This window comes from Serratia sp. BNK-17 (assembly GCF_048684935.1).
Lineage (GTDB): Bacteria > Pseudomonadota > Gammaproteobacteria > Enterobacterales > Enterobacteriaceae > Serratia > Serratia nematodiphila.
The window spans coordinates 1652245-1672417 of sequence record NZ_JBLQTR010000001.1 but is presented as its reverse complement, the minus strand read 5'-3'; the positions used below and the strand labels follow the sequence as shown (position 1 = coordinate 1672417).

Genomic DNA, 20173 nt, shown 5'->3' with positions numbered 1-20173 from the left:
GATGTTTCCATCGTTCGCGCTGCAAACATTTGAGAGACTCTATGACAGGTTACTCTTTATCCCAGTACTTCTACGGAGGGATAAATTTCAGCCGTCATGTTTCAATTTTCAGCTTGTTCCAGATTGTTAAAGAGCAATATCTTAAACATGACTCGGAAGTCATCTTTAAGATATGGTGTATCGTCAGATACTGAAGACCGCCGCTTTCACCGGGTGGGTCGGAAGCTTGGCGTCCCCTAGGGGATTCGAACCCCTGTTACCGCCGTGAAAGGGCGGTGTCCTAGGCCTCTAGACGAAGGGGACACGACACCGTACTTTTATGACGCTTTTGCTCGTTACTTTCTATCAGACAATCTGTGTGAGCACGCCACTCGAAGCAATATCTTTAGGTAAGGAGGTGATCCAACCGCAGGTTCCCCTACGGTTACCTTGTTACGACTTCACCCCAGTCATGAATCACAAAGTGGTAAGCGCCCTCCCGAAGGTTAAGCTACCTACTTCTTTTGCAACCCACTCCCATGGTGTGACGGGCGGTGTGTACAAGGCCCGGGAACGTATTCACCGTAGCATTCTGATCTACGATTACTAGCGATTCCGACTTCATGGAGTCGAGTTGCAGACTCCAATCCGGACTACGACGTACTTTATGAGGTCCGCTTGCTCTCGCGAGGTCGCTTCTCTTTGTATACGCCATTGTAGCACGTGTGTAGCCCTACTCGTAAGGGCCATGATGACTTGACGTCATCCCCACCTTCCTCCAGTTTATCACTGGCAGTCTCCTTTGAGTTCCCGGCCGAACCGCTGGCAACAAAGGATAAGGGTTGCGCTCGTTGCGGGACTTAACCCAACATTTCACAACACGAGCTGACGACAGCCATGCAGCACCTGTCTCAGAGTTCCCGAAGGCACCAATCCATCTCTGGAAAGTTCTCTGGATGTCAAGAGTAGGTAAGGTTCTTCGCGTTGCATCGAATTAAACCACATGCTCCACCGCTTGTGCGGGCCCCCGTCAATTCATTTGAGTTTTAACCTTGCGGCCGTACTCCCCAGGCGGTCGATTTAACGCGTTAGCTCCGGAAGCCACGCCTCAAGGGCACAACCTCCAAATCGACATCGTTTACAGCGTGGACTACCAGGGTATCTAATCCTGTTTGCTCCCCACGCTTTCGCACCTGAGCGTCAGTCTTCGTCCAGGGGGCCGCCTTCGCCACCGGTATTCCTCCAGATCTCTACGCATTTCACCGCTACACCTGGAATTCTACCCCCCTCTACGAGACTCTAGCTTGCCAGTTTCAAATGCAGTTCCCAGGTTGAGCCCGGGGATTTCACATCTGACTTAACAAACCGCCTGCGTGCGCTTTACGCCCAGTAATTCCGATTAACGCTTGCACCCTCCGTATTACCGCGGCTGCTGGCACGGAGTTAGCCGGTGCTTCTTCTGCGAGTAACGTCAATTGATGAACGTATTAAGCTCACCACCTTCCTCCTCGCTGAAAGTGCTTTACAACCCGAAGGCCTTCTTCACACACGCGGCATGGCTGCATCAGGCTTGCGCCCATTGTGCAATATTCCCCACTGCTGCCTCCCGTAGGAGTCTGGACCGTGTCTCAGTTCCAGTGTGGCTGGTCATCCTCTCAGACCAGCTAGGGATCGTCGCCTAGGTGAGCCATTACCCCACCTACTAGCTAATCCCATCTGGGCACATCTGATGGCAAGAGGCCCGAAGGTCCCCCTCTTTGGTCTTGCGACGTTATGCGGTATTAGCTACCGTTTCCAGTAGTTATCCCCCTCCATCAGGCAGTTTCCCAGACATTACTCACCCGTCCGCCGCTCGTCACCCGGGGAGCAAGCTCCCCTGTGCTACCGCTCGACTTGCATGTGTTAAGCCTGCCGCCAGCGTTCAATCTGAGCCATGATCAAACTCTTCAATTAAAAGCTTGATGTGCTTCCACTCGAGAAGCGATGCTCAAAGATTTACTGCATGAATTTTACTTCAGTTAGTCACTCTTCAAGACTTGATATTTTTTTGCATCCGAAGATGCTGGATATCGTCTTGTGGAGTGCCCACACAGATTGTCTGATAAATTGTTAAAGAGCAGTGCCGAGAAACTCATCGGCGCGGGCTGCGTATACTACGCTTTTCGCCCGGAGAGTCAAGCGTTTATTTCGCTTTCTTCTCGCTGACCCGGCGGCTTGTCAGTCGTTGTTCCCGGTCAGTGGAGGCGCATTATAGGGAGTTCTCGGCGGGCCGCAACCCCTAATTGCAAAAAACTTTTCAAGCGCGGATTTTTTCAACAAAAGGGCGAAAAAGCGGCGAATTAATGTCACTTTTTCAGGTAAACAGCCATAAAAGCTGGCGATCACTGGAGTAAAATAGAAATAACGATGTCAGTAAGGATCCGCAGCCATGCCGTTAAATGCACAACAACAGGCCGCCCAACGCAATCTTTCTTATCTGCTTGCAGAAAAACTCGGCCAACAAATTCTGGCAGGCGATTATCAGGCCGGCAGCATCCTGCCTGGTGAAATGGAACTGGGCGAGCAATTCGGCGTCAGCCGCACCGCGGTGCGCGAAGCGGTAAAGATGTTAGCCGCCAAAGGCATGTTGTTGCCGCGCCCGCGCATTGGCACCCGCGTGATGCCGCAAAGCCAATGGAATTTCCTCGATCAAGATTTACTGACCTGGTGGATGACGCGGGAAAACTTCGATCAGGTGATGCAACACTTCCTTATCTTGCGCACCTCGCTGGAGCCGCAGGCCTGCGCGTTGGCGGCAAACCACGCCAGCCCGCAACAAACCAAGTTGCTGGCGGGGCTGATGGCGGAAATGCGCGCGCTGCATACCCAGTTTGATCGCGAGCGTTGGATCCAGGTCGATACCCAATTCCACCAGCTTATCTACGAGGCCAGCGGCAACCCGTTCCTGACCTCGTTCGCCAACCTGTTCAGTTCGGTGTACCAAAGCTACTTCCGCGCCATCACCGGCAATGAAGTGATCAAGCTGCGCCATCATCAGGCTATCGTCGATGCGATACTCGCCGGAGACAGCGCAGGCGCACTCGTCGCCTGCCAGGTGCTGCTGAAAGAGAAAGACTAGACACGCTCCCCGCTTATATATAGAAGAAAGAGACGAGGGACAGACGACCATTTAACCAGGACCGACCATGACCCAATCCGCGCGCAGTATGGCAGGACTACCGTGGATCGCCGCAATGGCGTTCTTTATGCAGGCGCTGGACGCCACTATCCTCAACACCGCGCTGCCGGCGATCGCCCAAAGCCTGGGGCGTTCGCCGCTGGCGATGCAATCGGCCGTCATCAGCTACACGCTGACGGTGGCGATGCTGATCCCGGTCAGCGGTTGGCTGGCGGACCGCTTCGGCACCCGCCGCGTGTTCATCTTCGCCGTCACGTTATTCACCCTCGGTTCGCTGTTGTGCGCCCTCTCCCCCACGTTGAGCGTGCTGGTTGCCTCTCGCGTGCTGCAGGGCATCGGCGGCGCGATGATGATGCCGGTCGCGCGGTTGGCGCTGCTGCGCGCCTACCCGCGCAGCGAACTGCTGCCGGTGCTGAACTTCGTCACCATGCCCGGCCTGGTCGGGCCGATTCTCGGGCCGCTGCTGGGCGGCTGGCTGGTAACCTACGCCACCTGGCACTGGATTTTCCTGATCAATATTCCTATCGGTCTGCTCGGCATCTTCTATGCACGCAAATACATGCCGGACTTCACCACGCCCAAACGCCGCTTCGATTTCCTTGGTTTTATGCTGTTCGGCCTGAGTCTGGTGCTGATCTCTACCGGGCTGGAACTGTTTGGCGAGCGGGTGCTGGCGAGCTACGTTTCGCTGGGCATTCTGCTCAGCGGCTTCGTGATGCTGTTCGGCTACATCGCGCACGCACGCCGCCACCCTCAGCCGCTGATCGGTCTCGACCTGTTCAAAACCCGCACCTTCTCGGTCGGCATCGCCGGCAACGTCGCCTCCAGGTTGGGCACCGGCTGCGTGCCGTTTTTAATGCCGCTCATGCTGCAGGTGGGATTCGGTTACACGGCAATCGTCGCCGGTTGCATGATGGCGCCAACCGCCATCGGCTCACTGATGGCGAAATCCACCGTCACTCAGGTGCTGCGCTGGTTCGGTTATCGTAAAACGCTGGTCGGCATCACCGTTATCATCGGGGTGCTGATCGCCCAGTTTGCCCTGCAAAGCCCGGGCATGCCGCTGTGGCTGATGATCCTGCCGCTGTTCGTGCTGGGCATGGCGATGTCCACCCAGTTCACCGCCATGAACACCATCAGCCTGGCGGATTTGAACGACGCCAACGCCAGCGCCGGCAACAGCGTCCTGGCGGTCACCCAACAACTGTCCATCAGCTTCGGCGTGGCGATCAGCGCGGCGGTGCTGCGTTTTTACGAATCCCTGTCGTTAGGCACCATGATCGACCACTTCCATTACACCTTTATCACCATGGGGATCGTCACCGTGGCGTCGGCGCTAGTGTTTATGTTGCTGAGAAGGAAAGATGGCCGCAATTTGATCAGCGGCCAGGAAAGCAAGAAAGAAGCGAAGGCGGCCAGTTAACGGCGCCCCACCGAAGCGCGCTCCACCAGCTCGGGCGTCAGCACCAGCACCTGGGGCGCGCGCTCCGGGTTTTGCAGGCGGTTGATCAGCGCATCGATCGCCAGCTCGCCCAGCGAATCCTTCGGTTGATGAATGGTGCTCAGCGGCGGCGCCAGATAACGCGCCAGCTCAATATCATCGTACCCCATCACCGCCATATCCTGCGGCACGGAAAGCCCGGCCTGATACAGCGCCTGATAAACGCCTACCGCCACCGCGTCGTTGCCGGCGAACACCGCATGCGGCGGTTCGTCCAGCGCCAACAGTTGGTGCATGGCATTCACGCCGCCCTCAAACTCAAAGTCGCAATGCACTTCATACCCTGTCGGAACCGGTAATCCGGCGCGCCGCATCGCGTTGCGATAGCCTTCCAGCCGGTGACGGGCGGTGGTTTTATCCTGCGGGCCGGCGATGCAGGCGATCTTGCGGTAGCCGCGGGCGATCAGATGATCGGTCGCCATCTCACCGCCCAGCAGCGAGTTATCCTGAATAATATCGTTCGCGCCCTCGAACGGCGCCCAATCCATCATCACGATCGGCAATGACGGGTAGCGGCTCAGGGCATCTTGCGATGGCCGGTGGTTTTCGGTGCACATCAACAGCAAACCGTCGACGCGCTTTTGCAGCAGCGTCTCCATGCTGCGGTTCATGCGCGCGGCGTCTTCTTCGGTATTGCACAGGATCAGACTGTAGCCACGTTCATAGCAGCTGCGCTCCACGCCGCGCACCACTTCGGCATAAAACGGGTTGTTGCTGGCGGTCACCAGCATGCCGATGGTGCGGGTCTGATTAAGCTTCAGGCTGCGCGCCAGCGCAGAAGGCGCATAGTTCAACTGTTCCACGGCCGCCATGACCTTGTCGCGCACGCTGTCGCTGACAAAGCGATTGTTGTTGACCACATGCGAAACGGTAGAGGTTGAAACGCCCGCCAGGCGGGCGACATCTTTCATGGTGGCCAAAGGATCACCCCTGTTGCTGCAAGAAGGCGTCAATCTCTTCGCGCCACGGCACCGAAGGCTGCGCGCCGGGGCGGGTTACGGCGATCGCCGCCGCCGCATGGGCGAAACGCACCGCGTCGGCCATGCTGTTGCCTTCCAACAGGGCGGTCACCAGCGCACCGTTAAAGGTATCGCCGGCGGCGATGGTATCCACCGCTTGCACTTTGAAGCCGGGCACCCGTTTGCCGTTGCCGTTTTCGCTCAGCCACACGCCACGGCTGCCGAGGGTGATGATCACCGTCGCGATGCCTTTGTCGTGCAGCGCCTGCGCCGCGCGCGCCGCATCGGCGTCGTTGTCCACAGCGACGCCGGTCAGGCGCTGCGCTTCGGTTTCATTCGGGGTGATCATATCAATCATCCCCAGCAGCTCGTCCGGCAGCTCGCGCGCCGGGGCCGGGTTGAGGATCACTTGCGTTTGATGTTGCTTGGCCAAGCGGGCGGCGGCGATCACCGTCTCCAACGGCGACTCCAGCTGCATCAGCAGGGCATCGGCGTCGATGACTTTTTGCCGGTAGCGCGCCAGGTAATCCGGCGTTACCGCGGCGTTGGCGCCGGCATTGATGCCGATCACGTTCTCGCCTTCGGCGTTGACGAAGATCAGCGCCACGCCGGTGGTGCTGTCGGCGATGGCTTCAATCGGTTGGGTATCAATGCGATCGCTCGCCAGCTGCCGGCGGACACGCTCGCCGATATCGTCGGCGCCCACGCAGGCGATAAAGGCGATCTCCGCCCCACTGCGCCCGGCCGCCACCGCCTGATTCGCTCCCTTGCCGCCAAACGCCACCTTATACTGCTTCCCGATCACCGTTTCGCCCGGGTGGGGGAATTGTTCAATATTGAGGATATGGTCGGCATTGATGCTGCCCAGAACCACCAGCTTACCTGTTTCCATCGCATTGATTCCTGAATTGCGCGCCATCGTAAACGCCCCGTCCCGATGGCGCTGGTATGACTTACTTAGTGACCAGTTTCAAATCGACCGGAATGGTCGCCGGCACTTTTTCGCCTTTCAGCACTTTATCGGCGGTTTCCACGCCTATCACGCCGATCTGATCGGGACGCTGCGCCACGGTCGCCGCCAGCTTGCCGCCTTCAACCGCTTTCACGCCGTCGGCGGTGCCGTCGAAGCCTACCACGATCACGTCGGTTTTACCGGCGGTTTGCAGCGCACGCAGCGCGCCCAGCGCCATTTCATCGTTCTGGGCAAATACCGCCTGCACATCCGGGTGAGCGGTCAGCAGGTTCTGCATCACGTTCAGGCCCTTGGTGCGGTCGAAATCGGCCGGCTGGCTGGCCAGCAGCTTGAATTTATTCTGATCCAGCGACTGTTTGAAGCCTTCGCCGCGTTCACGCGCGGCGGAGGTGCCGGCAATGCCTTCCAGCTGAATCACCTTGGCGTCGGCGCCCGCTTTCTTGGCGATGAAGTCGCCGGCCATTTTGCCGCCCACGCGGTTATCCGAAGCGATATGGCTCACCACTTCACCCTTGCTCGCCACGCGGTCCAGCGTGATGACCGGGATCTTAGCCTGGTTGGCCATCTTGATGGCGTTGCCGACCGCATCGGAGTCGGTCGGGTTGATCAACAGCAGCTTGGGCGCCCGCACCATCAGATCCTGCACGTTGGCCAGCTCTTTCGCCGGGTTGTTCTGGGAGTCCAGCACCACCAGGTTGTAGCCCAGCTTATTGGCCTCTTGCTGCGCTCCGTCCTTCATCGAGACGAAGAACGGGTTGTTGAGGGTGGACACCACCAGCGCGATGGTCTCTTTGGCCATGGCATGGGCGCTCAGGGTGGCGCTCAGCGCGATGGCGGAGGCTAAGGTTGCCAGTTTTTTCATTTTCATCATCGTGATTCCTGTAGGGGGAGGTTACTTGTTGCTTTTGTTATCTACCAGAACCGCCAGCAGTATCACCACTGCCTTCACGATCATTTGGTAGTAGGAAGAAACACCCAGTAAATTCAGGCCATTGTTCAGGAAGCCGAGGATCAGCGCCCCGATCAGCGTGCCGACGATGCGCCCCTTGCCGCCAGCCAGGCTGGTGCCGCCCAGCACCACGGCGGCGATGGCGTCCAGCTCATAGCCGGTGCCGGCGGTCGGCTGCGCCGACGAGAGGCGCGCCACTTCGATCACCCCCGCCAGCGCCGCCAGCAGGCCGCACAGCGAGTAGACGATAATCTTCACTTTATCGACGCTGATGCCGGACAGACGGGTCGCCGCCTCGTTGCCGCCCAAGGCATAAATATAGCGGCCCAGGCGCGTATGGTGCAGCATATACCAGGCGGCGATGAACACGATCGCCATGATCCAGATCGGCGTAGGCACACCCAGCGGACGGCCGATGCCGAACCAACCGAAGGTGTCGGCCACGTCGGTAAAACCGGTGTTGATCGGGCTGCCGTTGGTGTACACCATGGTGACGCCGCGCAGCAGCAGCATCATCACCAGCGTGGCGATAAAGGCCTGCACTTTGCCTTTGGCGACGATCACCCCGGTGCAGGCGCCAATCGCGGCGCCCAGCGCCAAGGCCGCCGCCACCGCCACCAGCGCGTTGACTTCAAAGCCGACGATCGACGCCGCCACCGCGCCGGTCAGGGCCAGCAGCGATCCCACCGACAGATCGATGCCGGAAGTGAGGATCACCAGCGTCATCCCCACCGCCATGATGGCGTTGACCGAGGTCTGCTGCAGAATATTGAACAGGTTGTTCAGTGTGAAGAAGTTCGGGCTCATGGAAGAGACCACAGCGATCAGCACCAGCAGCGCAATCAACGACTTCTGCTCTAACAGCCATTCTTTACTGAACCAGCGCTTAGCTGCGATAGTCTGGGAACTCATATCTGATTACTCCTGCTTTACGCCGTATTGCTTGCCGACGGCTGCCGCCATCAACGCTTCCTGGGTGGCCTGTTCAATCGGGAACTCGCCGCTGAGATGCCCTTCGTGCATCACCAGAATGCGATCGCTCATGCCCATCACCTCCGGCATTTCCGAAGACACCAGAATGATGCTCAGCCCTTCCTGTTTGAACTGGTTGATTAACTGATAGATCTCTTTTTTGGCGCCGACATCGACGCCGCGCGTCGGCTCATCGAGGATCAGCACCTTCGGCCGGGTCATCAGGCCGCGGGCGATCGCCACTTTCTGCTGATTACCGCCGGAAAGCAGACCTATAGGCTGCTCCATCGACGGCGTTTTGATATTGAACAGCCGGATGAAATCCCCCACCGCCTGCCGCTCGTCGGCCTGTTTCAGGCTGCCGTCGGCGCGGCTAAAGTAGCGCAGCGCGGTCAGCGACATGTTTTCCTTCACCGACATGCCCAACACCAGGCCGTCGCGCTTGCGGTCTTCCGAGATATAGACGATGCCGTTCGCCAACCCATCCTGAGGCGAATGGGCGACCACCTCGCGGCCGTCCAGGCTGACGGTGCCGGCCTTGCGCGGCGCGGCGCCGTACAGGATCTTCATCAATTCGGTGCGCCCGGCGCCCATCAGCCCGGCCACGCCGAGGATCTCGCCGCGGTACAGCGTAAAGCTGACGTCTTCAACGCCGGGGCCGGAAAGATGACTGACTTCCAGCCGCTTTTCACCACGCGGCAAATCCAGGCGCGGATATTGTTCTTCCAGCTTGCGGCCGACCATCATCTCAATCAGCGAATCTTCCTGCAGCTCGCTCACCGGCCGCTCGGCGATAAACTGCCCGTCGCGGAACACGGTCACGTCGTCGCAGATTTCAAAGATCTCTTTCAGACGGTGCGAGATATAGACAATGCCGCGCCCTTCGGCCTTCAGCTCATTGATCACCTTGAACAGCGAGGCGGTTTCGGTGTCGGTCAGCGCATCGGTCGGTTCGTCCATGATGATCACTTTCGATTCGAAGCTCAGCACCTTGGCGATCTCCACCATCTGCTGATCGCCGATCGACAGCTCGCCCACCAGCCGGTGGCTGCTGTAGAGGAGATTGAGCCGCGCCAACAAGCGATCGGCCTCGGCGTACATGCGCTTCCAGTCAATGCGGCCGAAACGGTTGACGAACTCGCGGCCGAGGAAGATGTTTTCCGCAATCGTCAGCTGCGGGATCAGGTTCAGCTCCTGATGGATAATGCCGATGCCCGCTTCCTGCGAATCCTTGGGCCCGTTGAACGCCACCTCTTTACCGAGAAAATACTGGCTGCCGGCGTCTTTCTGGTAGATGCCGGTCAGCACTTTCATCATGGTGGACTTCCCGGCGCCGTTTTCCCCCACCAGCGCCATCACCTTGCCGGGATAAACGCTGAGGGCAGCGCCGGAAAGCGCCTTCACGCCGGGAAAGGCTTTATCAATCCCTTTCAGTTGCAGTAAAGGTTGCATAAACGCCTCAGAAAGTTACGCCGGCGCACAGGATCACGTTCGCGTAAGGCGAACACTCCCCGCTGCGGATCACCGCCCGGCTGTGCTCGGTTTGCGCTTTAAACGCCTGATGGCTGATATAGCGCACGCTGATGGTATTGCCCTGGCGTTGGCCCAGTGCGGTCAGTTCAGCCAACAGAGCCTCGTGGAGCGACGGATTCTGTTTCACGATCTCTTCCGCCAGGATGGCGCTTTCTACCTGCATCTCTTGCGTGACCGCCGCGAACACCTGCATGAAGGTCGGCACGCCCTGCGTCAACGCCAGATCGATGCGCTGCGTCGCCGCCGGTATCGGCAGGCCCGCATCGCACAGGGTGAGCTGGTCGGTATGCCCCAGCCGGGCAATCACGGCAGACACGTCAGAATTCAGTAATACGCCTTTTTTCATCTTCTCACTCCGCTAGCGAAACGTTTCGCTCTTTGGGGGAGTTTAAAAAAACGGCAGGGGAAGGCAACCAGGACAATGCAGAAGTGTGATCGTTATCGAAACGTTTCGTTCGCGCACGGAGAAAGCGCAAACAAAAGGGGCTCAGCCATGCTGAGCCCCTGTCAGGCGGATTAGATCTCGACCTGCGTACCGAGTTCGATGACCCGGTTCGGCGGGATTTCGAACTGATCCGGCGCGCGCAGGGCATTGCGGCTCAGGGCGACGAACAGTTTGCCGCGCAGGTAGAGGTACCACGGCCGCTTGGTGAGGATCAGCGATTCATGGGACATGAAGAACGACGTCTCCGACATGCGGCACGGCAACCCTTCCAGCCCGCAGCGGTGGAACACCTCCTCGACGTTCGGCGTTTCGCGCCAGCCGTAGCTGGCCACCACCCGCCAGAAGGTCGGCGACAGCTGCTCGATGGTCACCCGACGCACGTTGTGCACGTAAGGCGCATCCTCGGTGCGCAGCGTCAGCAGCACCACGCGCTCGTGCAGCACCTTGTTGTGCTTCAGGTTGTGCAACAGCGCAAAAGGAATGACGTTGGTGGCGCGCGACAAGAAGACCGCGGTGCCCGGCACCCGTACCGGCGGCGATTTCTCCAGCGAGGCAATCATCGCCTCCAGCGAGTTGCCGTGTTCATGCAGGCGGCGCAGCAAGCGGAAGCGCTCGCTCTTCCAGGTAGTCATAATGATGAACATCACCAGCGCCAGGGTCAGCGGCAGCCAGCCGCCGGAGAACAGCTTCAGGGCGTTGGCAGAGAACATCGGCACGTCGATGATCAGCAAGATGGTTACGATGCCGATCGCCAGGAAGCGGTTCCAGTGCCAGTTATTAATCGCCACCGAAGTGACCAGAATGCTGGTCAGCACCATGGTGCCGGTGACGGCGATACCGTACGCCGCCGCCAGGTTGCTGGAGTGCTCGAAGCCGATGATCACCAGCACCACCGAGATGTACAGCGTCCAGTTGATCACCGGAATGTAGATCTGGCCGGATTCCATTTCCGAAGTGTGAATGATGCGCATCGGCGACAGATAGCCCAGGCGCACCGCCTGGCGAGTCAGCGAGAAGACGCCGGAAATCACCGCCTGCGAAGCGATCACCGTCGCCAGGGTCGCCAGAATCAGCAGCGGGATCAGCGCCCAATCGGGCGCCAGCAGGAAGAACGGGTTTTTGATCGCCTCCGGATTTTTCAGCAGCAGCGCCCCTTGGCCGAAGTAGTTGAGCACCAGCGAAGGCAGCACCACGGTGAACCAGGCCAGGCGGATCGGGAACTTGCCGAAGTGCCCCATATCGGCATACAGCGCCTCGACGCCGGTGATCGACAACACCACTGCCCCCAGTGCGAAGAACGACACCTTCTTATATTCAATGAAGAAGTTGAGCGCCCATTTGGGATTCAGCGCCTGCAGCACTTCCGGGTTTGAAATGATGCTGCGCGCGCCCAGCACCGCCAACACGATGAACCACAGCAGCATCACCGGGGCGAACAGCTTGCCGACGCTGCCGGTGCCGTGCTTTTGAATGACGAACAGCAGCGTCAACACCAGAATGGAGAGCGGCACGATATAGGCATCGAGCGCAGGGGCGGCGATTTCCAACCCTTCTATCGCCGACATCACCGATATCGCCGGGGTGATCACCACCTCGCCATAGAAGAAGCTGCCGCCGATCAGACCCAGTATCACCAGCACCGCCGTGGTGCGCGCCGAGGTATTGCGCCCGGCCAGCGACATCAGCGTCAGAATACCGCCCTCGCCGGCGTTGTCCGCGCGCATCACGTAGGTGAGATATTTGAGGGAAACGATCACGATCAGCATCCAGAAAATCAGCGACAGGAAGCCGAAAACCACGTCTGGACGAACATCGAAGCCGTAATGGCCGGAGAAACACTCTCTCAGCGTATAGAGAGGGCTGGTGCCGATATCACCGTAGACCACGCCGATGGCAGCCAGGGTTACCGCCGATAAGGACTGCTTATGCTCTGCGCTCATAATTCGTTTCTTTATCAGAACATCCGTTAGCGATGCATCCGCATCAGGCAAAATACGGGCTCAAAGATCCGTCACGCCCACCAGAAAGCCGCACAGTATGCACCATTTATACCGCTTGCCTACCCTTATATCAGAGCCGAAAAATAAACAAAATGTGAACCGAATATCCGGCTTAACGTAGAAAAATATTACTAATCAACGGGCTATACCACTAAAAATAATGGTGGTTTATCATCGGATTATCGACCAAGATTGGCTAACTCTCGGACAATGCGACAATTATATGACGCCATCATCCCTTCTGGCAGAACGAATTTCCCGCCTCAGCAGCGCGCTGGAGAGCGGTCTTTATGAGCGGCAAGAGGCAATCCGTCTGTGCCTGCTGGCGGCGCTGAGCGGCGAAAGCGTATTCCTGCTCGGCCCGCCCGGCATCGCCAAGAGCCTGATCGCGCGCCGGCTGAAGTTTGCCTTCCGCAACGCCCGCTCCTTTGAATACCTGATGACGCGTTTTTCCACGCCGGAAGAGGTCTTCGGCCCGCTCTCTATCCAGGCGCTGAAAGATGAGGGGCGCTATCAGCGTCTGACCGCCGGCTATCTGCCGGAAGCGGAGATCGTGTTTCTGGACGAGATCTGGAAGGCCGGCCCGGCGATCCTCAACACCCTGCTGACGGCGATCAACGAACGCCGCTTTCGCAACGGCAACAGCGAAGAACCGATCCCGCTGCGCCTGCTGGTCACCGCCTCCAACGAACTGCCCGAAGCGGACAACAGCCTCGAAGCCTTATATGACCGCATGCTGATCCGCCTGTGGCTGGACAAGGTGCAGGATAAACAGAATTTCCGCTCGCTGCTGGTCAACCGCCAGAGCGAAAGCCAAAACCCGGTGCCGGCGGCGCTGAGCATCAGCGACGAAGAGTTTCTGCAGTGGCAACCGCAGATCGATAAGGTGGCGCTGCCGGAAGCCTGCTTTGAGTTGATTTTCCAGCTGCGCCAGCGGCTGGACGCACTGGAGCAGGCGCCATACGTCTCCGATCGGCGCTGGAAAAAAGCCCTGCGCCTGCTGCAAGCCTGCGCCTTCTTCAGCGGGCGCGACGCCATCGCCCCGCTCGATCTGATGCTGTTGAAAGACTGCCTGTGGCACGATCTCACCTCGCTGAAACTGCTGCAACAGCAGATCGATCAGCTGCTGACCGAGTCGGCCTATCAGCAGCAATCGATGCTGATCCAGTTGCAACAGATCCACACCCGCTGGCTGCAGGACCAGCAGCAACAAAGCGACCGGCAGGCCATCAGCCTGGTGAAAAAAGGCGGCATGTTCAGCCGCAAACCGCTATACGCGCCGGCCACGCCGTTCGCCGGCGGCACCCTCACTCTGCTGTTGCAAAAGCCGCTGCAGCTGCATGACATTCAGGTCAACCATCTGAGCATCGAAAGCAGCGCGCTGGACAACTGGCTGCAAAAAGGCGGCGACGTGCGCGCCAAGCTGAACGGCATCGGCTTTGCGCAGCCGATCGACCTGGAAGTGGATGACCAACTGCACCTCACGGTGTTGGACGTCAGCCGCCAGCCGTCGTTGCTGGCGCTGCCGGGCAAACAGGCCACCGCCACGCCGCAGGCGCTGCTGGATGAAATGGACGGATTGGCCCAGCGCCTGGCGGAGCAACGCCGCGCCTTCAGCCAACATCAGCCCTGTCTGTTCACCCCCGCCGCCGGCCTGGCCAAGATCGAAGCCAGTCTGCTGCAGGTCGCGGAACAGGTTAAACAGCAACTGCAGCAAATGCGCGGCCAGTAACCATGCTCAGTCTGGAGACGCTCGATCTGCTGCTGGCGATCACCGAAGGCGAGATGATCGAGGAGATGATCGTCGGCATGCTGGCGGCGCCGCAGCTGTCGGTATTCTTTAAAAAGTTTCCGGCCCTTCGCCGAGCGCTGGATCGCGATCTGCCGCGTTGGAAGCTGCAGCTCAAGGAGCGTCTGCAGGAGGCGATGGTGCCGCCGGCGCTAGCGCAGGAATTCTATCGCTACCAGCAGTGCCAGCTGGAGAACAACACCCAGTTCTATCACAACCTCAACGACACCATGGAGCTGCTGCGCCAGCTGGTCTCACCGTTTTATGAACAGGCGCGCGCGCTGGTGGACGCCGCCGATCTGCCCAATCATCCGCTGGACGACAGCTTTCAAACGCTGTTTCTGCAGCGCTGGCGCATCAGCCTGACGCTGCAGGCCACCATGCTGCACCACCAACTGCTGGAACAAGAGCGCGAGCAGCTGATGGCGGAGCTGCAGGAGCGGTTGGCGCTGAGCGGCGCGCTGGAACCGCTGCTGTCGGAAAACGACACCGCCGCCGGCAGGCTGTGGGACATGAGCAAAGGCCAGCTGCAGCGTGGCGATTATCAGCGGCTGGTGGAGTACGGCAACTTTTTGCAGCAGCAGCCGGAGCTGAAAAAACTGGCGCAACAGCTGGGCCGCAGCTATCAGGCCAAGGCGGTGCAGCAACAGGACGCGCAGCCGGAGCCGTTCAGGGTCATGGTGCAGGTGCCGGCCACGCTGCCAGAAGAAGTGAGCGGCATTCATCAAAGCGACGACATTCTGCGCCTGCTGCCGCCGGAGCTGGCGACGCTGGGGATTGAAGAGCTGGAATTCGAGTTTTATCGCCGCCTGTTGGAAAAGCGGCTGCTGAGCTACCGTCTGCAGGGCGACGTCTGGCAGGAACAGATCCTGATCCGCCAGGTCACTCACCAGCAGCAGGATCAACAGCCGCGCGGGCCGTTTATCGTCTGCGTGGACACCTCCGGATCGATGGGCGGTTTCAACGAACAGTGCGCCAAGGCGTTCTGTCTGGCGCTGCTGCGCATTGCGCTGGCGGACAACCGCCGCTGCTATATCATGCTGTTCGCCAACCAGATCGTGCATTACGAACTCACCGCCGCCAGCGGCATCGAGCAGGCAGTGCGCTTTCTCGGCCAGCAGTTTCGTGGCGGTACCGATCTGGCGGCCTGCCTGAACGCCACCGTCACCAAAATGGCGGAGAGCGGCTGGTTCGACGCCGATGCGGTGATCATTTCCGATTTTATTGCCCAGCGGTTGCCGGAGGAGGTAATAAAGAAGGTGAAACAGCAGCAACAAAGCCACCAGCAACGTTTCCACGCGGTGGCGATGTCCGCCTACGGCAAACCCGGCATCATGCGCATCTTCGATCATATCTGGCGCTTTGATACCGGGCTGAAAAGCCGTTTGATGCGCCGCTGGCGGCGCTAGGCGAGATTAGAGCAGGCCTTCGACCGCGCCGCGCACTTCCGGCGACCACACGCCGCATTGCACCTGGCCGATATGCGACAGTTGCAGCAACAACATCACCAGACGCGACTGACCGATGCCGCCGCCGATGGTCTGCGGCATATCGCCGCGCAGCAACGACTGGTGCCATTCCAGCTTCATGCGCTCTTCATCGCCGGTCAGCGCCAGCTGGTGTTTCAGCGCGGCGGCGTCAACGCGGATCCCCATGGAGGACAGCTCGAAAGCGTCCTGCAGCACCGGGTTCCACACCACGATATCGCCGTTCAGGCCCGCCAGGCCATCCGCCGTCGGCGTGGTCCAGTCATCATAATCCGGCGCCCGCACATCGTGCGATTTACCGTGTGACAGCTTGCCGCCGATGCCAATCAGGAACACTGCGCCCAATTCTTTGGCGATCGCCCGCTCGCGCCCCTTAGCGTCCAGATCAGGGTAACGCTGCAGCAGGGTTTCGCTGTGCACGAAGTGGATCTGTTCCGGCAGGAACGGGGTCAGGCCATGCTCGCGGCTGACTTCCGCCTCCGTCGCCTTGATCGCAGCGTAAATGCTGCGCACGGTGTTTTTCAGGTAGTCCAGGCTGCGCTCACCGTCGCCCATCACCCGCTCCCAGTCCCACTGATCGACGTACACCGAGTGGATAGGCGTCAGGCGGTCTTCATCCGGGCGCAGCGCCTTCATATGGGTATACAGGCCTTCGCCGGCACCGAAATCGTAGCTGCCCAGGGTTTTGCGTTTCCATTTCGCCAGCGAATGCACCACTTCGAAGGTGGCGTCCGGCAAGGTTTTGACTTTGACCTGCACCGCTTTCTCGCTGCCGGAAAGGTTATCCTGCGTGCCGTCGCCCAGGCGGCTAAGGATCGGGGCTTGCACTTCGATCAGACCGAGCTGTTGCTCCAGCTGGCGGGAGAAGAAGGCTTTGACCTGGCTGATTTGTTGTTGTTTTTGGATAAACTGTTTTTTCATTGCCGTATCTCTTGTAAACCTGTCTCTGTTGCCATCGATTAAGCAACAAAATGACACGACAATTCAATATCCATTAATCAATATTGCCTTTTCACTTTTAATCGTTCATTTTTACCCGGACAGAATTCAACAATCGTTAATTAATGGGGGATTAAATGGCGGAAATTTATCAGATCGATAATCTCGATCGCGGCATTCTCAACGCCCTGATGGACAATGCGCGCACACCGTACGCCGAACTGGCGAAAAACTTCGCCGTCAGCCCCGGCACCATTCATGTGCGGGTGGAGAAGATGAAGCAGGCCGGGATCATCACCGGCGCGCGCATCGACGTCAGCCCCAAACAGCTGGGCTACGACGTGTGCTGCTTTATCGGCATCATATTAAAGAGCGCCAAGGATTACCCTTCGGCGCTGAAGAAGCTGGAAAGCCTGGAAGAAGTGGTGGAAGCCTATTACACCACCGGCCACTACAGCGTCTTTATTAAGGTAATGTGCCGATCGATCGACGCGTTGCAACAGGTACTTATCAACAAGATCCAGACCATCGACGAGATCCAGTCCACCGAAACGCTGATCTCACTGCAGAACCCCATTATGCGCACCATCGTGCCGTAACCCGCCAAATTGCATACCCACATTATCCACAGGTAGATCCCAGCCGATTCACAGCGTACAATGCAGCCACTTTGAGTGAGAAGGTTGGGATCGTTGGTTCATGGCAGACATTACTCTGATCAGTGGCAGTACGCTTGGCAGCGCCGAATACGTGGCTGAACATTTGGCTGAAAAGCTGGAAGACGCGGGTTTCTCTACCGAGATGCTGCACGGCCCTGAACTGGATGAACTGCCGTTGACCGGCCGCTGGCTGGTGGTCTCTTCCACGCACGGCGCCGGCGAACTGCCAGATAACCTTCAACCGCTGTTGGAACAGATCGCTGAGCAGCTGCCGGATCTTTCCGAGGTACAGTTCGGCGCAGTCGGTTTGGGCAGTTCGGAATACGACACCTTCTGCGGCGCAATCAAACAGATCGACGATCTGTTGATCGCCAGAGGCGCTAAAAGGATCGGCGATCGTCTCGAGATCGACGTGACCGAGCATGAAATTCCCGAGGATCCGGCCGAGGAATGGGTAAAAAACTGGATTAATTTACTCTAATTCGTCTAAAGATCGTGCGAACGATTGTGGATAACTATACTTAAAAGCAGGGTAAAAGCCGTAGTTATCCCAATAACAACCGTAGCGCGCTTTTTGTCCTGTGTATAACAAGCCTTTTAGATCCCAGCTTATCTGCGTCGGGATCACCGATCATTCACAGCAAACGATCCTCCTTAATCTGCTGATCTTCATCGTGAATAGTCACTTATCCACAGAGGATCGCGATCCTAATAAGAGATCTAATAAAGAGATCTTTAAATAAAAAAGATCTTCTTTTAATTACCGACGATCCTGACCACTTGGTCGATCGTCTAAACTTGAGTAGAATCCCCGACCCCAGGGCAAATACGATCGTTCGCAATACGGCGAGGTGCAGTTCCATGTTTTATCCAGATCAATTTGACGTCATCATCATCGGTGGTGGCCATGCAGGTACCGAGGCCGCCATGGCCGCGGCACGCATGGGACGTCAGACTTTATTATTGACACACAATATCGATACGCTGGGACAGATGTCCTGTAACCCGGCGATTGGCGGTATTGGTAAAGGGCATCTGGTTAAGGAAATTGATGCGCTCGGCGGCCTGATGGCAACGGCGATCGACCATGCCGGCATCCAGTTTAGGATACTAAACGCCAGCAAAGGCCCAGCCGTTCGCGCCACTCGCGCTCAGGCGGATCGCGTCCTGTATCGGCAGGCGATCCGTACCGCGTTGGAGAACCAGCCCAACCTGATGATCTTCCAACAGCCGGTTGAGGATCTGATCGTCGAAAACGATCGCGTCGTGGGTGCCGTCACCCAAATGGGTCTGAAATTCCGCGCCAAGGCGGTGGTATTGACCGTAGGCACCTTCCTGGACGGCAAGATCCATATCGGCCTGGAGAATTACAGCGGCGGCCGCGCCGGGGATCCTCCTTCGATCTCGCTGTCGCAGCGTTTGCGTGAACTGCCGCTGCGCGTTAACCGCTTGAAAACCGGTACGCCGCCGCGCATCGACGCCCGCACTATCGATTTCAGCGTATTGGCACCTCAACACGGCGATACGCCGGTGCCGGTATTCTCGTTCCTGGGCGATGCCAGCCAGCACCCGGAACAAATGGCGTGCTACATCACCCACACCAATGAAAAAACCCATGACGTAATCCGCAATAACCTCGATCGCAGCCCGATGTATGCCGGGATCATCGAAGGGATCGGCCCACGTTACTGTCCGTCGATCGAAGACAAGGTCATGCGTTTTGCCGATCGCAACGCGCACCAGATCTTCCTTGAGCCGGAAGGCCTGACCAGCAACGAGATTTACCCTAACGGGATCTCCACCAGCCTGCCGTTCGACGTGCAGATGCAGATCGTCCGTTCAATGGAAGGGATGCAGAACGCGCGTATTATTCGCCCTGGTTATGCCATCGAGTACGATTTCTTCGATCCACGCGATCTGAAACCGACGCTGGAAAGCAAATTTATTCAGGGCCTGTTCTTCGCTGGCCAGATCAACGGCACCACCGGCTATGAAGAAGCCGCCGCACAGGGGTTACTTGCCGGTCTGAACGCCGGGCGCTTCGCCGATGAACAAGAGGGCTGGGCGCCACGTCGCGATCAGGCCTACCTCGGCGTGCTGGTGGACGATCTCAGCACCCTCGGCACCAAAGAACCGTACCGCATGTTTACCTCACGCGCCGAGTATCGTCTGATGCTACGCGAAGACAACGCCGATCTCCGCCTGACGGAAAAAGGCCGTGAACTCGGTCTGGTGGACGACGTGCGCTGGGCGCGCTACAGCGAAAAGCTGGAGCGAATCGAACGTGAACGTCAGCGCCTGCGCGACATCTGGATGCATCCGCATGCCGAGAACGTCGAACAGGTCAATGCGTTGCTGAAAGCGCCGCTGTCGCGTGAAGCGAACGGCGAAGAGTTGCTGCGCCGTCCTGAGATGGATTACGCGCAGTTGACCGGCATCGACGCCTTCGCGCCGCCGTTGGACGACGTACAAGCCGCCGAGCAGGTCGAGATCCAGGTCAAATACGAAGGCTATATCGCTCGCCAGCAGGAAGAGATCGAAAAACAGCAGCGCAACGAGAACACCGTGCTGCCGCTGGATCTTGACTACCGTCAGGTTTCGGGGCTGTCGAACGAGGTGATCGCCAAGCTGAACGATCACAAACCGAACTCCATCGGCCAGGCTTCGCGCATCTCCGGCATTACACCGGCGGCGATCTCGATTTTGCTGATCTGGCTGAAAAAGCAGGGACTGCTGCGCCGCAGCGCATAAATCCCGCATCCAGGCGGCCGTTTGCTCAACCCGTAGCCAAACGGCCGCTGACATCACTT

The 20173-nt window shown here is 58.4% G+C and carries 15 protein-coding genes, 1 tRNA gene and 1 rRNA gene; 7 read left to right on the top strand and 10 right to left on the bottom strand.

The window, feature by feature from the left end; all coding sequences use genetic code 11:
* Positions 1-227: 227 nt before the first annotated feature.
* Positions 228-303, bottom strand: a tRNA-Glu gene (locus tag ACMGF7_RS08020).
* A gap of 87 nt (positions 304-390) precedes the next feature.
* Positions 391-1932, bottom strand: a 16S ribosomal RNA gene (locus tag ACMGF7_RS08015).
* A gap of 475 nt (positions 1933-2407) precedes the next feature.
* Between ACMGF7_RS08015 and ACMGF7_RS08010 the strand changes: the two genes are divergently transcribed.
* Positions 2408-3097: a FadR/GntR family transcriptional regulator gene (locus ACMGF7_RS08010; protein ID WP_004933751.1), complete on the top strand. Its 690-nt coding sequence runs from the start codon at positions 2408-2410 to the stop codon at positions 3095-3097.
* 67 nt (positions 3098-3164) lie between these two features.
* Positions 3165-4580: a multidrug transporter subunit MdtD gene (mdtD, locus tag ACMGF7_RS08005; protein ID WP_015379462.1), complete on the top strand. Its 1416-nt coding sequence runs from the start codon at positions 3165-3167 to the stop codon at positions 4578-4580.
* On the opposite strand, the gene rbsR is transcribed toward mdtD, so the two are convergent.
* From rbsR to kup, 7 genes are all read right to left on the bottom strand, one after another.
* On the bottom strand, positions 4577-5578 hold the full coding sequence (gene rbsR / locus ACMGF7_RS08000) for a ribose operon transcriptional repressor RbsR (RefSeq protein WP_197800724.1): 1002 nt from the start codon (positions 5576-5578) through the stop codon (positions 4577-4579). The two genes, mdtD and rbsR, sit on opposite strands and share 4 nt — an antisense overlap.
* A gap of 4 nt (positions 5579-5582) precedes the next feature.
* Positions 5583-6509 (bottom strand): ribokinase, encoded by a 927-nt coding sequence (gene rbsK, locus ACMGF7_RS07995; protein WP_160125844.1) that lies wholly within the window; start codon positions 6507-6509, stop codon positions 5583-5585.
* Between the two features lie 61 nt (positions 6510-6570).
* Positions 6571-7458, bottom strand: a complete 888-nt coding sequence (rbsB, locus tag ACMGF7_RS07990) for a ribose ABC transporter substrate-binding protein RbsB (protein ID WP_273875233.1) — start codon at positions 7456-7458, stop codon at positions 6571-6573.
* 24 nt (positions 7459-7482) lie between these two features.
* Positions 7483-8451: a ribose ABC transporter permease gene (gene rbsC, locus ACMGF7_RS07985; RefSeq protein ID WP_033652333.1), complete on the bottom strand. Its 969-nt coding sequence runs from the start codon at positions 8449-8451 to the stop codon at positions 7483-7485.
* A gap of 6 nt (positions 8452-8457) precedes the next feature.
* Complete coding sequence (rbsA, locus tag ACMGF7_RS07980) at positions 8458-9963, bottom strand: ribose ABC transporter ATP-binding protein RbsA (protein WP_273875175.1); 1506 nt, start codon at positions 9961-9963, stop codon at positions 8458-8460.
* Positions 9964-9970: 7 nt separating this feature from the next.
* Positions 9971-10390 (bottom strand): D-ribose pyranase, encoded by a 420-nt coding sequence (gene rbsD / locus ACMGF7_RS07975; RefSeq protein ID WP_015379466.1) that lies wholly within the window; start codon positions 10388-10390, stop codon positions 9971-9973.
* Positions 10391-10560: 170 nt separating this feature from the next.
* On the bottom strand, positions 10561-12429 hold the full coding sequence (gene kup, locus ACMGF7_RS07970; RefSeq protein ID WP_049240407.1) for a low affinity potassium transporter Kup: 1869 nt from the start codon (positions 12427-12429) through the stop codon (positions 10561-10563).
* Between the two features lie 283 nt (positions 12430-12712).
* On the opposite strand from kup, the gene ravA reads away from it, so the two are divergent.
* A complete protein-coding gene (gene ravA, locus ACMGF7_RS07965; RefSeq protein ID WP_197800722.1) occupies positions 12713-14221 on the top strand; it encodes an ATPase RavA in 1509 nt (502 codons plus the stop codon).
* A 2-nt stretch (positions 14222-14223) separates the two neighbouring features.
* Complete coding sequence (gene viaA / locus ACMGF7_RS07960; protein ID WP_004933781.1) at positions 14224-15687, top strand: ATPase RavA stimulator ViaA; 1464 nt, start codon at positions 14224-14226, stop codon at positions 15685-15687.
* Between the two features lie 6 nt (positions 15688-15693).
* On the opposite strand, the gene asnA is transcribed toward viaA, so the two are convergent.
* Positions 15694-16686, bottom strand: a complete 993-nt coding sequence (asnA, locus tag ACMGF7_RS07955; RefSeq protein WP_044030153.1) for an aspartate--ammonia ligase — start codon at positions 16684-16686, stop codon at positions 15694-15696.
* Between the two features lie 155 nt (positions 16687-16841).
* Between asnA and asnC the strand changes: the two genes are divergently transcribed.
* From asnC to mnmG, 3 genes are all read left to right on the top strand, one after another.
* The gene (asnC, locus tag ACMGF7_RS07950) at positions 16842-17303 is read left to right on the top strand and encodes a transcriptional regulator AsnC (RefSeq protein ID WP_004933786.1); all 462 of its coding nucleotides are present in this window, start codon (positions 16842-16844) and stop codon (positions 17301-17303) included.
* A gap of 100 nt (positions 17304-17403) precedes the next feature.
* Positions 17404-17844, top strand: a complete 441-nt coding sequence (gene mioC, locus ACMGF7_RS07945) for an FMN-binding protein MioC (protein ID WP_004933789.1) — start codon at positions 17404-17406, stop codon at positions 17842-17844.
* A gap of 380 nt (positions 17845-18224) precedes the next feature.
* Positions 18225-20114 (top strand): tRNA uridine-5-carboxymethylaminomethyl(34) synthesis enzyme MnmG, encoded by a 1890-nt coding sequence (mnmG, locus tag ACMGF7_RS07940; RefSeq protein ID WP_044030154.1) that lies wholly within the window; start codon positions 18225-18227, stop codon positions 20112-20114.
* The last annotated feature ends 59 nt before the right edge of the window (positions 20115-20173 follow it).

Bases quoted from the DNA above. Each gene is read 5' to 3' on its own strand.
- rbsB (WP_273875233.1), bottom strand. From the start codon at position 7,458: ATGAAAATGAAAAAACTGGCAACCTTAGCCTCCGCCATCGCGCTGAGC.
- rbsD (WP_015379466.1), bottom strand. From the start codon at position 10,390: ATGAAAAAAGGCGTATTACTGAATTCTGACGTGTCTGCCGTGATTGCC.
- rbsK (WP_160125844.1), bottom strand. From the start codon at position 6,509: ATGGAAACAGGTAAGCTGGTGGTTCTGGGCAGCATCAATGCCGACCAT.
- mnmG (WP_044030154.1), top strand. From the start codon at position 18,225: ATGTTTTATCCAGATCAATTTGACGTCATCATCATCGGTGGTGGCCAT.
- viaA (WP_004933781.1), top strand. From the start codon at position 14,224: ATGCTCAGTCTGGAGACGCTCGATCTGCTGCTGGCGATCACCGAAGGC.
- ravA (WP_197800722.1), top strand. From the start codon at position 12,713: ATGACGCCATCATCCCTTCTGGCAGAACGAATTTCCCGCCTCAGCAGC.
- rbsA (WP_273875175.1), bottom strand. From the start codon at position 9,963: ATGCAACCTTTACTGCAACTGAAAGGGATTGATAAAGCCTTTCCCGGC.
- mioC (WP_004933789.1), top strand. From the start codon at position 17,404: ATGGCAGACATTACTCTGATCAGTGGCAGTACGCTTGGCAGCGCCGAA.
- mdtD (WP_015379462.1), top strand. From the start codon at position 3,165: ATGACCCAATCCGCGCGCAGTATGGCAGGACTACCGTGGATCGCCGCA.
- asnC (WP_004933786.1), top strand. From the start codon at position 16,842: ATGGCGGAAATTTATCAGATCGATAATCTCGATCGCGGCATTCTCAAC.
- asnA (WP_044030153.1), bottom strand. From the start codon at position 16,686: ATGAAAAAACAGTTTATCCAAAAACAACAACAAATCAGCCAGGTCAAA.
- ACMGF7_RS08010 (WP_004933751.1), top strand. From the start codon at position 2,408: ATGCCGTTAAATGCACAACAACAGGCCGCCCAACGCAATCTTTCTTAT.
- kup (WP_049240407.1), bottom strand. From the start codon at position 12,429: ATGAGCGCAGAGCATAAGCAGTCCTTATCGGCGGTAACCCTGGCTGCC.
- rbsC (WP_033652333.1), bottom strand. From the start codon at position 8,451: ATGAGTTCCCAGACTATCGCAGCTAAGCGCTGGTTCAGTAAAGAATGG.